At 48.8% G+C, this 15,777-nt stretch carries 10 protein-coding genes; 7 read left to right on the top strand and 3 right to left on the bottom strand.

Going from position 1 to position 15,777, the window contains the following annotated elements; genetic code table 11:
- Nucleotides 1–40: 40 nt before the first annotated feature.
- The 3 genes from EUZ85_RS07925 to EUZ85_RS07915 form a co-directional block, all read right to left on the bottom strand.
- On the bottom strand, nucleotides 41–565 hold the full coding sequence (locus EUZ85_RS07925) for a hypothetical protein (RefSeq protein ID WP_127968785.1): 525 nt from the start codon (nucleotides 563–565) through the stop codon (nucleotides 41–43).
- The gene (locus tag EUZ85_RS07920) at nucleotides 562–4,821 is read right to left on the bottom strand and encodes an RHS repeat-associated core domain-containing protein (RefSeq protein ID WP_127968784.1); all 4,260 of its coding nucleotides are present in this window, start codon (nucleotides 4,819–4,821) and stop codon (nucleotides 562–564) included. The genes EUZ85_RS07925 and EUZ85_RS07920 overlap by 4 nt, the downstream gene beginning before the upstream one ends.
- A 499-nt stretch (nucleotides 4,822–5,320) precedes the next feature.
- The gene (locus EUZ85_RS07915; protein WP_127968783.1) at nucleotides 5,321–6,193 is read right to left on the bottom strand and encodes a LysR family transcriptional regulator; all 873 of its coding nucleotides are present in this window, start codon (nucleotides 6,191–6,193) and stop codon (nucleotides 5,321–5,323) included.
- 214 nt (nucleotides 6,194–6,407) lie between these two features.
- Here EUZ85_RS07915 and EUZ85_RS07910 point away from each other — a divergent pair, with 214 nt between their 5' ends.
- The 7 genes from EUZ85_RS07910 to EUZ85_RS07875 all read left to right on the top strand — a co-directional run bounded on the left by EUZ85_RS07910 (nucleotide 6,408) and on the right by EUZ85_RS07875 (nucleotide 15,777).
- Nucleotides 6,408–7,016 carry a glutathione S-transferase family protein gene (locus tag EUZ85_RS07910; RefSeq protein ID WP_127968782.1) on the top strand — a complete coding sequence of 203 codons (609 nt, stop codon included), beginning with the start codon at nucleotides 6,408–6,410 and terminating at the stop codon, nucleotides 7,014–7,016.
- 45 nt (nucleotides 7,017–7,061) lie between these two features.
- A complete protein-coding gene (locus tag EUZ85_RS07905; RefSeq protein ID WP_127968781.1) occupies nucleotides 7,062–7,463 on the top strand; it encodes a nuclear transport factor 2 family protein in 402 nt (133 codons plus the stop codon).
- A 22-nt stretch (nucleotides 7,464–7,485) separates the two neighbouring features.
- Complete coding sequence (locus EUZ85_RS07900) at nucleotides 7,486–7,689, top strand: 4-oxalocrotonate tautomerase family protein (RefSeq protein WP_127968780.1); 204 nt, start codon at nucleotides 7,486–7,488, stop codon at nucleotides 7,687–7,689.
- 512 nt (nucleotides 7,690–8,201) lie between these two features.
- On the top strand, nucleotides 8,202–9,782 hold the full coding sequence (locus EUZ85_RS07890) for a class I SAM-dependent DNA methyltransferase (RefSeq protein ID WP_127968779.1): 1,581 nt from the start codon (nucleotides 8,202–8,204) through the stop codon (nucleotides 9,780–9,782).
- A complete protein-coding gene (locus tag EUZ85_RS07885) occupies nucleotides 9,772–11,106 on the top strand; it encodes a restriction endonuclease subunit S (RefSeq protein WP_127968778.1) in 1,335 nt (444 codons plus the stop codon). The genes EUZ85_RS07890 and EUZ85_RS07885 overlap by 11 nt, the downstream gene beginning before the upstream one ends.
- Nucleotides 11,103–11,639 (top strand): hypothetical protein, encoded by a 537-nt coding sequence (locus EUZ85_RS07880; RefSeq protein WP_206618025.1) that lies wholly within the window; start codon nucleotides 11,103–11,105, stop codon nucleotides 11,637–11,639. The genes EUZ85_RS07885 and EUZ85_RS07880 overlap by 4 nt, the downstream gene beginning before the upstream one ends.
- Before the next feature lie 427 nt (nucleotides 11,640–12,066).
- On the top strand, nucleotides 12,067–15,777 hold the full coding sequence (locus EUZ85_RS07875; RefSeq protein ID WP_206618024.1) for a type I restriction endonuclease subunit R: 3,711 nt from the start codon (nucleotides 12,067–12,069) through the stop codon (nucleotides 15,775–15,777).

The raw sequence follows: 15,777 nt of genomic DNA, 5'->3' as shown, positions 1-15,777 counted from the left end.
TATGTTTCGTCCTATGTGACTAGCCATCTGAATATCAACCTTAGTCCCAGTCAGATAGAAGAGTGTCATTACCAAACCGATCCAGTGAGGCTTTGGGAACGACAACAGGGCTACGGAGATAGTCGTCTTCTCCCATTGCTTTTAACCAGTCTTTCCAAATGGAGTCATCCCCCTCGACTTCGATAGCTTCCGTTTCAAGGCCCAGTCTGGCTTTTATCAATGACTCGTCCACATGAGGAAAGTTAAAGTCAAGCTGCCTAATGTGATCCAAAAATTCTGGCGGCAACAATAGGTTATGTGCGTCAACATAATGAGCCAGCCCTTCAGGCCACACCCATACACCGTCGGTAAAGTCAGTATTACCTAGCTCTGGAGTTTCAGACTTAAGGCACTCGAACCTGCACCTTGCGTATCCCAAAAACTCTATTCCTCGAATGCCACTCTTTAAATAATGAACAATCTTTTCTTTGTCGTTTCCAATATCTCCACGAAGATACTCTGGAGATACGCAATTATCATAATTCTTCGACCAATAACCCACGTGGTTTAAGTGTATTCTTCTCACGATATATCCTCAGGGTAAAAGGTTTCATGACCCTCTCCAGTAGGGTATAGAATTTTCTGTTGATCCTCATATTTGTCTAGCTTACTGCCTGTTTGGGCAATGAACTCTTCACAGAAAGCCTCATCATAAACTCTAACTTGACCCTCTTTATCAACAATCATACGCCCTGTACCCCCTGTAACAGGAACTCCCATGCTATTCGCCAAGTCTTGCCGAGCGGGACCTGGTTCAAATCTACACGCAACAACCTCAATCTTATCAGGGGTAAAGCCTAACTCTTTTAGCCTGTTACCTAACTCAGCTCCGCTTTTTCCAGCAATATGATCACCGTTGCCGTGGGCTATTAGTGTAAGTTTCTTAACGTTCTTATAGTCGTGGAAGTTATCTTTATTAATGACAGGGATATTACGGGCGGCGATCAGTCTCTCCACGCTGGATAAAACTGCTGGATCTTGTTGAAGCGGCAATACTGCATTTTTGTAGCGATCCTCCATAATGTCATAGTTATCAGGAATGGCATCTGGACAATCTCCGGGCTTAGCCGTCAAGCCAAATGGGTCAATCCAGCTTGTCGGATTGGGTGCATATAGATAATTGTTGGTTCCTCCAACCAGTCCAACCGGGTCTTGGTTGATGAACCTTGCGCTGCCAGGGTCGTAATATCGGTGGCGGTTATAGTGCAGTCCCGTCTCGTCATCGAAATACTGGCCTTGGAAGCGCAGCGAGTTTTCAACCTCTTCGGTTTCTTTTAACGCCAGGTTGCCATACGCCTTGTAACGCACAGACCAAACGACTTTGCCTTTGGCGTCCGTCATTTCCTGCGGCGTACCGAGGTGATCGAGGTGATAGTGGTAGACTTTTTGATCTTGAATAAAGGCCAGCGGTCTAAACGAGTTCGGCTCGTAAACGTAGATTTTACTCAGATGCTTACGTTGCTCTGATAGGAGAACGTCGCCATTCCATAGGAACACTGTTTTCCCAAAAGCATCCTGCTTACTGACGCGACGACCGAGAGCGTCATACTTGTACTCAGTTCTTTGCCCATCTTTCTCTACAGCAACCAGTTGATTTTGTTTGTTGTAGAAGTAGCGAGTCTCAAGTTTTCCGCCTTTTCCACGCTTCTCCCTGATGAGGTTTCCAGCTTCGTCATACTCAAAGTGGCGATCGCCATGGAAGTTAAGACGGTTGCCTTTGGCTTGATTAGCTCCCTCCAGGATGTTGCCTGCCGGGTCGAATACAAACTCCTCGTTACAATAACTCTCGACGGCTTTCAAACGATCCAGAGCGTCGTAATGGTAGTGCGTCGACCCTTTTTTGAAATCGTCAATCAGAGCCAGGTTACCGCCAACGTCGTAACTGTAGCGACGCTCAATGATGCGTTCTTTGGTCTGGCGACTACTTACTTGATGACGGACCAGGCGACCCATGACGTCATATTCATAGCGAGACTCGACAGCGCCCTGTTGTCTTCGCATCTCACGGCCTTCCTGGTCGCGCTGAACCTTGGCGAGCAACTCGCCATTGAAGCTTGCGCGATTAAACAAGCCATTGGATTCGTATCCAAATTCCAGTCGACGCCCATCAGGCAAAGTTGTTTGGGTGCGGTGGCCAAGCGCATCATACTGATGACGAAGGACAGCATAGTCCTGCCGTTCTTCTACTAGCTGTCCTAGCGTGTTGTAGCCAAATTGAACGCTGCGATTGGAGTTTGCAGCTTTGGTTAGCTGACCGTTGGCGTCATAGCCAAAGCGGGTGACCTCACCATCAGGGCTGTGTTTTTCCAGCAGACGCCCCATGCGGTCGCGTTTAAAGAGGGTGATCTGCGCCTGTTCGTTAGAGTGCAAGCCCTCGATATGAGCCTTCAAATATCCGGCAGGGTCATACTGATATTGCTGCACACGCCCATCGAACCCAACTTCGCGGATCAGGCGCTCATTACGGTCATAAGCAAGCTCGTAGCGCTCGCCTTTTTCGTTTATCAGGCCAACCAGATTGCGTTCATTATCGTACAGGTACTCGAATACGTTTCCGGCCGGATCAATTTTTTTCCGTACCTGCGATAAACCATCGTAGACATATTCCGTAGTGCGTCCGGCGCCATCAATAAAATGCGTCAACTGATCATTGGCGTTATACCGCAGTCGAACTAGAGAGCCGTCTGGTTGTTTGACCTCTGTGATATTTCCGTTCAGGTCATATTTGTAGGCGGTAACCTCACCCTCTGACGTCGAGGCGACGCTGATATCGCCGTTGTCGTTGTAGGTGAACTTCGTGGATTTATTGTTATTAGTTTCGCTAATCAGCTGTCCTTTTTGGTCCCAGCGATAGCCTTTCTCGTTGCCGAGGGCGTCTATGACCGTTTCGAGATTCCCTTGGTCGTTATATTTATACTGCGTTTTGTGGCCGGCAGGATCGATAAGCGCCGTCATTAGTCCACGTGGGTCATACTCTCGCGTCCACTTATGCCCGAGCGCATTAGTGATGCTGATAGGTTGGGCGTTTGCGTTGTAATCGATCTTGTAAATACCGCCATTCGCATCAACCAGGGTCGTCAACTTTCCTTGGTCGTTATAGGCGTAATGAGTGCTGTGTCCATTGGGGTTGGTTTCCTCGATGAGATTGCCCGCTGCATCGTATGCTCTGCGGGTGACGCCGCCCTCTGGATCAATCTCTTTTACTACTTGCCCTCGCTCGTTGTAATGGTAGGTGGTGACCCCGCCATTACTGTCGGTGGCTTGAGAAATACGGTTCTTTAGGTCCCATTCAAAGCGATAGTCATAAATGCCGTTGTCACACCATTGACGTAAGCAGCGAGCGGATTTGTCATAGCGATTCCACTCAAAATAGACGCTGAAGCCAGTCTTGAGGGTGTGACGGGTAATCACGTGATTACGATAACCAAAGGTTTCGCTATTGCCAGCGGGATCGGTTACTGCAACCAGGTCTTGGGCTTCGTCATATTGATATTTAATGAGGCTATCTACGCAACCATCGTCATGGACATTCTGGACTTCACAGATCAGACCGTATGCGTTATGCAGTAGATGCAACCGTTTGCCGCCGGAGGTGGTTACAATCGTTACCGGACGCTCATGCTCTTCTAACTCCACCCAATAGCTGACATCAATACGGTTACCCAATGAGTCCAGCACAGACTCAAGTCGATAGACGCCGTTATTGCCTGAGAAAGCCAGATTGGGTTTGCCCAGTTGTTTCAGTACGAAGTGGCGCTCGCCCAAGCGATGCAGCTCAAAGTGCTCTGCACTGTTTCGGACCATCTCGCCTTCTGAAGGCAAAGGGAAGTCAATGTAACGTCCTTCATCCGTTGTAAAGACGATACGGCCATCAACTTCTTCTAACTGCTGGCTAAGAAAGTGTGTCCAGCCATGACCTAATCCGCGCTGATTATGGTTGGAGGATTTGTACGTTCTTTTCCAAATCAGAGGGAGGGGGCCTGAGAGTTTAAAATCCAGTTGGTCTAATAACTCTTCGCCAGTGACCATACTGATGGGGTGGCCGTTTTTGCAGGAATTGACGTTATCCTGCGAGGTTTCGCCATTGTCGTTTACGCCCGTCTTATTACTGGTCGCGGGGGAATCCTCAGACTTGGGTGCGCTCGCTGGCGCGGCGGCCTTTTCGCATTCCTCACAAAACGGCAGCCCTTCCTGAGCGGTATTCTTTAAGGTCTGCGCTTGCGCTTCCTCATCGGGCCCTTTCGCCTGCGCTGGGGCAGAGCTTGGTGCGGCGGCGGGCGCTGCAGCAGCGGAAGCTTGATGGCTACTGGACGCTCTTTTCTCACTAGACCAACCGGGATTGCCAGCTAATTGCGTGACCTCCATAACTTCTCCAGTCACCGCTGGAGGCGGAGGTGGTGCCGGATTAGCGCGAGCAATCAAACGCTCGGCAAGTCTTACCTCCGAACTGGTAGGTACTGGTCCATCTTCGCTCTCGTTGATAACTGGACAGAAAGGCTTCTTCTTGTCAGTAAATATCAACAACACCTCACCACGCTCAACGCCTCTGACGAAGTCATCCTTCCACTTGCGAAAGTGGGGTGAACCACGCCCAGGAAAAGCCCCAAACCCCGAGCGGAAGTGATAGCCGCATAAATTGCTGGCGACGTCACTGACCTTGAAGTCGTTGCTCAAGCAACGGTCGGCAAAGCTCGCTGCAAAAAAGGGAGACTCGATAAATGGAAGGTCGGCGACAGTGATATCAGACCAGTGCTTAAACGCGTAAGAGCGGGTGGAATACATGCAGGAAACATCCCTTGTATTACGCCTTTCCTGACCCTTGAGGCGGAGATGACGCAGAGCTAAAAAAGTGTTACGTATTAGTGCAATGCAAGAACATTTTACAATTCGGAGACGTCTGGATGTATAACCCTATCGGCATAGGAGGTAGGAGCCGGCTTACAATAATAGCTTGACGGGATGATTGTAAAACACACGCTACAAAATTGTTTTACCTTGGGTTAAGGGGCGGCGCTGCATATAGACTCGCACAGTCAAGAGTCTCCCCTACAAATTGCGGAAGAAACGATTCTACAATCCGCCCCGGAATATGTGCCTGAGGTAGCACGTTGCGGCCTCCTTTAAACGCCCCTCCTAAGTGGCAAAGCCTCTCACACAAAAGTTTAGACATATTATGGATTGAGCTTAAAGGAAGACCCTCGAGCAATGAATCTATCGTCAATAGAATATCCACTATTCCAACCACCCCAAATATACCCAGCCTCCAATTCATGAATAAACGCTATCTCTCAAACCACTTTTCAAGAAACTGAATGCAATGGGTTAACGCTGGCGGTACGTAGCGTCGCGCTGGGTATAACGCATACAAGGTGAGATTGGGTTTGGTTTCACCTGCGAGAATTTCCACCACTTCGCCTTTGTCTATCGCCTCGCGGCAGACAAATTCGGGAATAAAACCTATGCCCTGTCCGCGTTTAATGGCCTCCATCATGAAGATGGTGCTGTTTGCTCTAAGTTTACCCTCTATCGTGACGCCTTCGCCGATAGGCCACAGATTTTTACCTTGAAAGTAGCTGTACACGAAACAGTTATGCTGGCTCAAATCTGCAGCTTTGGTGATTGCCGTGTGGCGTTCTATATAGCTGGGGGCGGCGCATATACGGTATTCGAAGCGAGTAAGTGGTCGGCCCACGTATTGCGAATCGAAGGGGCGGCTGGAGGCGCGAAAGCCCAAATCAAATCCTTGTTCCACTAGGTCAGTGTTTTCATCTCCCAGATGTATGTCCAGATGAATATCTGGATAAGCTTCCATAAAATCGGCAAATACCACAGATAAATCTGTCAGGCCCAATGCCATTGGCGCATTGATTTTCAACTTACCTTTAGCGTGCTGTTGCAAGTCTTGCACGAATGAATCTGCGTCATCCAGTTGCGCCAATATGGCTCTGGCCCTTTGTAAATAGCCTTGGCCTACATGAGTCAGCTCTATGTTACGGGTAGACCTGTGAAGCAATCGTGCTCCCAGGCTTTCTTCTAGCTTGGAGATTTCCTTGCTGATCATGGATTTGGTGACATTGGTTTGCTCGGCCACTCGCGTAAAGCTGCCGAGATCAGCCAGTCGAACAAAGAATTGAAGCGCTCTGAGTTTATCCATGGGCTTTAAGTGGGTGGTTATTATCAAGTTGAAAGTTTCCAAAATGGAAACTATAGGTTTGCATTGTAGTCATATATCCAGCCAATTAGAAACCCTAGACTTGCAGCTGTTGATCTACAGACTGGCCCATCAGCAGCAACGATGAAGCTGCCGGCTACACGTAGGACGACGGACTATCTATCAAACCAAACAGCTTCAGAAGAAGGAATACATCATGTACACACTCTATTACGTTCCAGGCGCCTGCTCCTTAGCGACTCAGGTTGTACTTCACGAACTCAACCAGCCCGTTCAGATCATTAGCAAGCAGGCTGTGGGGGACTTTCACGCCATTAATCCCGTTGGCACAGTGCCGGTTTTGCAAAAGGACGGTGAGACCTATACAGAAGGAGCCGCGGTCATGCTGCATTTACTGGAAACTCACCCAAATGCTTTGTTCCCGACTGAGAAAGCAGCACGGGCGCAGGCCATTCAAAATATCATGTTCGCCAACGCCACTATGCACCCCGCCTATAGCAAGTTATTTTTTGTGGCCCATACAGATCTCAGTGAGCCAGCTAAACAATCCGCTTATGCCTCAGCAGCAAGTAACATAAACCAACTATGGAATGTGGTTGAAGACCGATTGGCTAACCAGAATTTCCTTGGGGGCGAAACCGTGTCTGCAGCTGACATCATGTTGACGGTGTATTCACGTTGGGGCGCCAGTTTCCCTGTAGATATTCATATTGGACCCAACGCACAAAAGATGATTGACCATGTCTTGGCAATGCCGAGTTTTCAGACTGCTTTGAACAACGAGCAACGCCAAGCTGCGGCATAACGTCTGTTTAATCATCATCACCGACAGCAATCGAAGGGAAAGAGCATGGACAATGGGTTAAGTCATAGATCGGGCGAGCTTGATTTTGGTCAGACAGATTTCACAACCATCATCAACATCATTGGAGCCTATTTTGAAGGACTTTATTATGCGGATACTACATTGCTAGAACGCATCTTTCACACTGACGCGATACTAAAAGCGCCGGGGTTAAGACGCTCTCTTAAAGACTGGCTCGACGCAGTGAAAAACCGCCCAGTCCCTTCTGAACAGGGCTTACCCTATGAATTTCGATTACTTTCGGTGGAGATAACCGGTGAGCAAGCCATGGTAAAAGTGGCTTGCCCCTTGTTCGAATACAACTACCTGGATTATCTGGGTTTGTTAAAAGAAAACGGCCAATGGCTAATCGTCAATAAGATGTACGCAGATCTTTCCAGCAACTAACTCATCTAAAACCGGTAAAAATATGCCTTACATAAATATTAAAGTGACAGATGAAAACGTCACCCGCGAGCAGAAGAAAGCGCTTATTAAAGGCGCTACTCAGCTAATGGTGGATGTACTTAACAAAAATCCAGAAACCACATTTGTAGTTATTGATGAGATCAATACGGATAACTGGGGAATTGGGTACGATCAGGTTACGGATTTGCGAAATGGAAGTAATTAAAACGTAAAATGCTTATGCGGAAACACAGGGATTGTGTTTGTAAGTGTGAATCGTGCTCCTGTACTTCGCCCCCGCCAATCGAACGGCTGGCATCACAATCCAGCTTATGGTGTTGCGCTTCTTTCGGGCTGACCAAAAAAAACGCTAACAGTTTTTGCTGCGCTTTGGTAAATAAAGCATCTCCAACGCTTGTTGATGGCATAGTTGATTTTCGCTCTCTACGAGACCCAAGCCCCAAAGAAAGAGCAGACCCTTTAGGTTTTAGAGGGTCTGCAGGCAACGGGCGCTCGTTATTGGCAAGGCGCCCTACATCTGGAGGTCGCCACGGCCCCTACTCGATGGCTCGTAAAACAACGAAATAAGGGTTAAAGCATTAGCCTGCGTCTCCCAGGATCATTATGCCGGGCGACCTATGGACAGGCTTCTCACCTCAGCTTGGCATGTCCATAACCGGGGGTTTGCATGTAATATGCAGTCCCGAATAAAGGCTTAGCGCAACTAAAGTTACTTTCATGGCAAAAAGAACCGAAAAAAGCACAGCGAACAAGAAGCAAAGAAGTTTCGAGCAAACTCTATGGGACACCGCCGACAAGCTCCGCGGCAGCGTGGAATCGTCTGAATATAAGCATGTGGTTCTGTCTCTGATCTTTCTGAAATTCATCAGCGACAAGTTTGAAGAACGTCGGCAGGAGTTGATCGCGGAAGGCCACGGCAACTACGTGGATATGGTTGATTTTTACACCATGAAGAATGTGTTCTATCTGCCGGAGGAGTCCCGCTGGGAGTTTATCAGCAAGAACGCCAAGCAGGATGACATTGCCGTCAAGATCGACACAGCCCTGCATACCGTGGAAAAGAACAACAAATCCCTGCGCGGTGCGCTGCCGGATAACTATTTCTCCCGTCTGGGACTGGATGTCAGCAAGCTGGCCGCTCTGATCGATTCCATCAATAACATCGACACGGTGGAAGACAATGAAACAGACGTGGTCGGGCGCGTTTACGAATACTTCCTGGGCAAATTCGCGGCGACCGAAGGCAAAGGCGGAGGCGAATTTTATACTCCCAAATGCGTGGTCAAGCTGATCGCCGAAATGATCGAACCCTACTATGGCAAAATCTACGATCCTTGCTGCGGTTCCGGCGGCATGTTTGTGCAGTCGGTGAAGTTTGTGGAAAACCACCGGGGCAATAAAAAGGACATTTCCATCTACGGCCAGGAGCAGACCGGCACCACCTACAAACTGGCCAAAATGAACCTGGCGATTCGCGGCATCTCCGCCAACCTGGGGGAAGTCCCCGCCGATACGTTCTTTAAAGATCAGCACCCGGATCTGAAAGCCGACTTTATCATGGCCAATCCCCCGTTCAACTTGAAAGAGTGGCGCGGCCCCGATGAGCTGACCAACGACCCGCGCTGGTCCGGCTATGATGCGCCGCCCACCGGTAACGCCAACTTTGGCTGGATTCTGCACATGGTCAGCAAACTGTCCGAAAACGGCGTCGCCGGGTTTGTGCTGGCAAACGGTTCCATGAGCACCAACACCAAGGGTGAAGGGGAAATCCGCAAAAAGATGATCGAAAACGACCTGGTGGATTGTATGATCGCCCTGCCCGGCCAACTGTTCTACACCACACAGATTCCGGTGTGCCTCTGGTTCCTGACCAAAAACAAAAAAGAACAGCACTTCCATGATGACCGGAAATCTTTTCGCAATCGCCAGGGCGAAACCCTGTTTATCGACGCCCGCAATATGGGCTCCATGATCAGCCGGGTCCATAAAGACCTCACTGAAGAAGATATCGCCGAAATCGCCCGCACTTACCACGCCTGGCGTGGCGAGGCCAAAGATGGCGTTTATGAAGATGTCCCCGGCTTCTGCAAAGCCACCAGGTTAGAAGAGATCAAAGCCAACGACTATGTATTGACGCCGGGTCGCTATGTGGGCGCTGCCGAAGTGGGAGACGATGGCGAAGTGTTTGAAGTAAAAATGCGTGAACTGAGCCAAACCCTTTATCGGCAAATGGCGGAATCGAAAGAGTTGGATTCTGTGATTAAGCGGAATTTGGAGGGATTGGGTTATGGAAAATGAGTGGGAAGAAATAACCCTCGGCCAGTTAGTCAAGGCTGGTGGAGGGATTATCCAAACAGGACCTTTTGGCAGCCAACTACATGCTTCGGATTATGTTGATCAAGGCATCCCCGTGATTATGCCGGTAAACTTGATAGACGACCGAGTGAATATTTCTGATATAGCTAAAATTTCAAAACATGATGCTGAGCGTCTATCCAAACATTTAGTTCAGAGTGGCGATATTGTTTACAGTCGTAGGGGGGATGTGACTAGGAAAGCTTTGATAAGAGAAGCTGAGGCCGGAATGTTTTGCGGCACGGGCTGCCTCTTGGTGCGCCCAGGAAACCATGTCAATTCGCAGTTTCTAAAATACCACCTTAGCACCCCAGAGAATCAAGAGTGGATTATTCGCCATGCGATTGGCGCGACAATGCCAAACTTGAATACAAGCATCTTGTCAAAAATACCTTTACGTATTCCGAACATAAAACTGCAAGATAGAATAGCGGCGATATTAGGCACCCTAGACGACAAAATCGAACTAAACCGCCAAATCAACACCACTCTGGAATCCATGGCCCAGGCGTTGTTTAAAAGCTGGTTTGTGGATTTTGATCCGGTCATCGATAACGCCCTCGCCGCCGGCCATCCCATCCCCGAGGAACTGCAAGCCAAAGCCCAACGCCGCGCCGCCCTTGGCGACCAGCGTCAGCCGCTGCCGGCGGAGATTCAGAAACTATTTCCCAGCAGTTTTGTGTTTAATGAAGAAATGGGGTGGGTGCCGGAGGGGTGGGCACAGGCTCAATGGAGAGACATTGCGGAACTAAAATATGGCAAAAGTTTGAAGGGGTACCGCGACGGAAATGGTTCAGTACCTGTATTTGGTACAAATGGTCCTGTCGGTTATACGGATCATGCGCTATGTAATCATGAGGGGATTATCATAGGTCGCAAAGGGGCTTATAGAGGTGTGAAATATTCAGCAACACCTTTTTTTGTGATTGATACAGCATTTTATATAGAGCCGATTTTGCCCATAAGTATGAAATGGGCTTATTACGAGATAAGTAGATTTGATATCAACTCAATGGATTCTGGTTCAGCAATCCCATCAACTAGCCGTGATGATTTCTATAATTTATGGAGTGTGGTGCCGTCAGAGACAATTCACAAAGAATTCGATCAACTGATTTCTCTGTTGTATAAACGCAGAGAGATCAATGAGAGTGAAAACGCTACTTTGAGCTTACTCAGGGACTCTCTCCTCCCAAAACTCCTCTCCGGCCAACTCCAAATCCCCGACGCGGAAGCCGCTGTCGAGAACGCATTGGAGACGTCATGATCCACCTTCACTGCACAAAAAAACTGCTCGCCAAGCTACCGGTAAATGAAAGCGGCACACTTCCCAATCAGGAAAGTAACTCCACGGAAAGCCCATTAAGCGGTTGGCACGCCAACCTGATTATTCTGCAACGTCGTCAGTGCGTGTTGTTCGTGCATGACGCCACCCGCTTTCCGCTGTTTGCGCCAAGCTTGAAGAAAGCGGATTTTGCCAGACTGGATTGGCACTTTACCGATGTGTTCATGAATACCCTGCTCAAGGTGGGCGCCAGCGAGCAGGCTTTAGAGAACGCGCAACGCTTTCTGGCGCCGTTAGTGTGCGACAGCGTTTGTAACCGCTCCGTGCAAGGCACGATGAATCAGATGACGCAGGATCTGGAAAACCGGCTTTGGTTTGACAGAAGTTCTGTGAAAGATCTGTTGCCTTACAGCACCAGCGCCTGGCTGACTGAGCGCCCCTGTAACGTCAAGGGAGTGAAGGATTGCATCTGGCCTACTAAGGCGATGTTGTCTTTGTTGGAAAAGGCGATATAGAACAGCCTGGGCCTGCCCCGAACCTTATGTTACGAAAGCTCATTGAACATGCCTCGTCCCTTGCGGACATCTGTTTTCAGCATGGTTGCGCTTTTTGACACGCATAAGCGCCCAAACCGTTTCTATTCGTTTTAAGGCCTCCTCAACTGATTCCACGCCTATAAATCACAACTTCACCCTACGCAGCCAATAGCCGCCAGGCGACAAGGAAGTGTTTGGATTTGCTGGAAATTTTTTTTATTTATGCGACAGTAACAACTATAAGCTGTTTAAGAAAAATTTCCTCAAGCCCCATTAGTTTGGTTGTCACAACGCTCAATCCATTGGGGTCAAATGACATGTGGGCGCCACGTTAAAAATTCATACGCAGGCGCTTAAAACCAATAGGAAATCCCGACCTGGAATGGGTCTGGTGGGTAGGACATCAATGAGTTTTAATGAAGCCAAGCTGGAACAGGCCATCATTCAATTACTGAAAGAACAAGGCTATCGGCATTATTCAGGCCGTAGCCTGGCCAGACCCGCCACTGAAGTTCTGTTGAAAGAGGACCTGCGGAATTTCCTGACGATCCGGTACGAAGGCGACGACATTACCCCCGGAGAAGTGGAGTCCATCATTCAGCAGCTTGAAAAATTACCGGCGGCGGACCTCTACGACAGTAATAAAACTATTCACAAACGCATCGCGGATGGCTTTCTCCTGAAGCGGGAAGACCGCAGTAGAAAAGATCTTTATATCCAACTGATCGACTACGCGGGTCTACCTGAACAACGAATTCCCTCTTCCGACGAAGTAGAAACCCTAGGCGTTGATAATCAGTCCTCTGTTTACGACAGCAATATTTACCGGCTCGTCAGCCAACTGGAAATTGAAGGCAAGGAAAAGCGCATTCCCGACGCCATTCTCTATATCAACGGCCTGCCATTAGTGGTCTTTGAATTTAAAAGCGCCATACGGGAAGAAGCTACTATCTACGACGCTTACAAGCAGCTCACTATCCGCTATGCCCGCGATATTCCCGAACTGATGAAGTATAACGCTTTGTGCGTTATCAGCGATGGCGTCAACACTCGTATGGGGTCGCTGTTCGCCCCTTACGACTTTTACTACACCTGGCGCAAGGTGACGGGTAATGAGCCCATTGAGCAGGACGGTATTAACGCCCTGCATACCATGATTCAGGGGCTATTCGATAAAACCCGCCTGCGCGAGGTCATTCGCCACTTTATCCATTTCCCGGATGTCTCCAAAAGTGAGACTAAGATCGTTTGCCGCTATCCGCAGTATTACGCGGCGACAAAGCTCTACGCCAACATACTCAAACATCGCAAGCCAGAAGGCGATGGTAAGGGCGGCACTTATTTTGGCGCCACTGGCTGCGGCAAAAGCTTCACCATGCTTTTTTTGGCCCGGCTGTTAATGAAAAGCGTGGCCTTTGAAAGCCCCACCATTGTGTTGATTACCGACCGCACAGACCTGGACGACCAACTTTCCGCCCAGTTCACTAACGCCAAGGAATATATTGGCGATAACACTATTATCAGCGTGGAAAGTCGCGAGCATCTGCGAGAGCTGCTTAAGGGACGCAACAGCGGCGGCGTTTTCCTGACCACGATTCAGAAGTTTACTGAGGATACAGAACGGCTTACGGATCGCACAAACGTGATCTGCATTTCCGATGAAGCGCATCGAAGCCAGATTAATCTGGATCAAAAATTAAGAGTCACCGAAAAAGGAGTCAAACGCACCTACGGCTTCGCCAAGTATCTGCATGACTCTCTCCCCAACGCCACCTACGTCGGCTTTACCGGTACGCCTATCGACGCGACCCTGGATGTATTCGGCGAGGTGGTGGACAGCTACACCATGACCGAATCCGTCAAAGATGAGATCACTGTCCGCATTGTGTACGAGGGCCGCGCAGCCAAGGTTGTATTGGACAACGATAAACTGAGAGAGATTGAAGAGTATTACGCTCAGTGCGCCGAAAGTGGTAGCAACGACTATCAGATTGAAGAGAGCAAAAAAGCCAGCGCTAATATGCGTCTGATTCTAGGCGATCCTGATCGCCTGAAAGCGCTGGCTATAGACTTTGTTCACCATTACGAGAAGCGTATTGAGGAAGGCGCCAGCGTAAAAGGCAAAGCGCTGTTTGTATGCAGCAGCCGCGACATCGCTTATCAGTTCTGGCAAGAAGTCACCGACTTACGTCCAGAATGGGACAAGGAATTAGTCTGCGAGGCCGGAGCGAGCCTTTCCGAGCAAGAGCGGAAAGAGATCAAGCCCATCGAGCGGATCAAGATGATCATGACCCGCAGCAAAGACGACGTTAAAGCTCTCTATGCAATGCTGGGCTCACAGGACTACCGTAAAGAGCTGGACCGACAGTTTAAAAACCCAAAGTCCAACTTCAAGATCGCCATTGTCGTGGATATGTGGCTCACCGGTTTTGATGTCCCCTTTCTGGACACTATCTACATCGACAAACCTATCCAGCGCCATAACCTGATCCAGACCATCTCACGGGTTAATCGCAAGTATGAGGGCAAAGAAAAAGGCCTGGTAGTGGATTACATCGGCATTAAAAAGCAGATGAATCTGGCGCTGGCCCTCTATAACAAAGCCGACCAGCAGAATTTTGAGGAGATTCAGCAATCGGTGGTGGTGGTGAAAGATCATCTCGACCTGTTAAGCAAACTCTTCCACAAATTCGATACCCAGCCCTATTTTGCGGGAAGCCCGCTTGAGCAGCTCAACTGTTTGAATATGGCGGCTGAGTTTGTTCAGATTACAGACAAAATCGAAAAACGTTTTATGGCCCTGGTGAAACGTTTAAAAGCCGCCTACGACATCTGTAGCGGCTCCGAAGCGATTAATCAGAAGGAAAGGGACTGGATACACTTCTATTTGGCCGTGCGCTCTATTGTCTTTAAGTTGACCCGCGGAACCGCGCCGGACATCACCCAAATGAACGCCCGCGTACGCGAGATGATTGCAGAGGCCTTGAAAGCGGACGGCGTGGAGGAGGTCTTTAGATTAGGTGATGAAAACGCCGGCGAAATGGACATTTTTAATGATGACTATTTGGCCAAAATAGAAAAGATCAAACTGCCGAACACCAAAATCAAACTCCTGCAAAAGCTATTAGAGCGGGCGATTGAAGACTTCAAAAAAATCAATAAAACCAAGGGCGTCGACTTTGCCGAGAAGTTCCGGAGACTCGTTGATCATTACAACGAGCGCAAAGAGGATGACGTGCTGGTAAGCAATGTGCTGGAAGACTTTTCCGACGAAATCATCGATCTGATTCAAGCGCTCAAAAGAGAGAAAGCCTCCTTCGCCGACCTGGGCATTGATCTCGAAGAAAAAGCCTTCTATGACATTCTGAAAAAACTGGCCGTTAGATATGATTTTTCATACCCGGAAGACAAGATGCTGACGCTGTCATCCGCGGTGAAAGATGTGGTGGACGACAAAACCCAATACACCGACTGGAACCAACGCGAAGATATCAAGGCGGAGTTGAAGGTGGCGTTGATTCTGGTGCTCGCCAAGCATGGCTACCCCCCCATTGCTCACGATGAGGTGTATAAGGAAATTTTTGAGCAGGCGGAGAATTTTAGAAAGTATCACAAGAATACTCTGAAAACTTATACCTATAACGGCCACCTGTTCTTCGATATCGAGGATTTTGATATCGCCCAAAACGCCTTTGAAAAATACAAAGCCTTTGTTTGGTCCTGCGGCATGGCGCTGTCTGATGAAGGCGAGTTTTATCAAGGTTCATGGATACGCAAAGGCATCAAACTTATTCAGAGAGCCTACAACTCTGAGGAAGCCCAGCAAACCTTGATGAAAGCGCAAAAGGCTATCGAACTAGCCAACATAGAAAAAGTGCAATCCGAGGTGAATAAAAATAACTCGGAAGCTGCCGCAGCCTTAATCAACTCACTGAAAGACATCTCGCAAGCAGCGACTCTGATAGGCTCACTCGTTATTATTAAGCTCACAATAAACGGCGAATCACAGGTGATTTCACAGTTACTGACAACAGAACAACTCCTGGTGTTGGAAAAGAACCCTACCCTGTTGAATCAACCCGCAAAACTGCTTGAGCAACTGAAGAAACCGGATTAG

The sequence above is a fragment of the Hahella sp. KA22 genome, assembly GCF_004135205.1.
Classification (GTDB): Bacteria; Pseudomonadota; Gammaproteobacteria; order Pseudomonadales; family Oleiphilaceae; genus Hahella.
This window is presented reverse-complemented; position numbering and strand designations above follow the sequence as displayed.

Excerpts from the sequence above, each read along its gene's own strand:
- EUZ85_RS07910 (WP_127968782.1), top strand. The coding sequence starts at position 6,408 with ATGTACACACTCTATTACGTTCCAGGCGCCTGCTCCTTAGCGACTCAG.
- EUZ85_RS07885 (WP_127968778.1), top strand. The coding sequence starts at position 9,772 with ATGGAAAATGAGTGGGAAGAAATAACCCTCGGCCAGTTAGTCAAGGCT.
- EUZ85_RS07905 (WP_127968781.1), top strand. The coding sequence starts at position 7,062 with ATGGACAATGGGTTAAGTCATAGATCGGGCGAGCTTGATTTTGGTCAG.
- EUZ85_RS07915 (WP_127968783.1), bottom strand. The coding sequence starts at position 6,193 with ATGGATAAACTCAGAGCGCTTCAATTCTTTGTTCGACTGGCTGATCTC.
- EUZ85_RS07875 (WP_206618024.1), top strand. The coding sequence starts at position 12,067 with ATGAGTTTTAATGAAGCCAAGCTGGAACAGGCCATCATTCAATTACTG.
- EUZ85_RS07900 (WP_127968780.1), top strand. The coding sequence starts at position 7,486 with ATGCCTTACATAAATATTAAAGTGACAGATGAAAACGTCACCCGCGAG.
- EUZ85_RS07920 (WP_127968784.1), bottom strand. The coding sequence starts at position 4,821 with ATGTATTCCACCCGCTCTTACGCGTTTAAGCACTGGTCTGATATCACT.
- EUZ85_RS07890 (WP_127968779.1), top strand. The coding sequence starts at position 8,202 with ATGGCAAAAAGAACCGAAAAAAGCACAGCGAACAAGAAGCAAAGAAGT.
- EUZ85_RS07880 (WP_206618025.1), top strand. The coding sequence starts at position 11,103 with ATGATCCACCTTCACTGCACAAAAAAACTGCTCGCCAAGCTACCGGTA.